The sequence below is a fragment of the Flammeovirga sp. AWQ4_249 genome (assembly GCF_056161045.1).
Genome location: NZ_JBSWYJ010000144.1, coordinates 1 through 285 on the forward strand (window position 1 = coordinate 1; position 285 = coordinate 285).

A 285-nucleotide genomic window follows, 5' to 3' on the forward strand; every position below is an offset into this window, starting at 1 on the left:
GTAGAAATCCAGGTCTTTCAAGAGAAGAAATGGAAGAGTACTTAAAAGACTACTTAAACGTAGAGAAAGTACTTTGGGTACCAAGAGGAATTTACAACGATGAGACAAGTGGTCATATCGATAATATGGCGTTTTTCATTCGTCCAACTGAAGTAGTTTTAGCATGGACAGATGATGAAAACGATCCACAATATGAGCGTAGCTTAGAGGCATATAATTACCTTACAAGTGTAACGGATGCAAAAGGTCGTGCGATTGAAGTACATAAATTACCAGTACCATCTC

The 285-nt window shown here is 37.9% G+C and carries 1 protein-coding gene; it reads left to right on the forward strand.

Translation table 11 applies throughout. The features are described from left to right. A partial coding sequence (locus ACXAHM_RS26440; RefSeq protein WP_474967080.1) for an agmatine deiminase family protein occupies nt 1-285 on the forward strand: 285 nt, incomplete at both ends.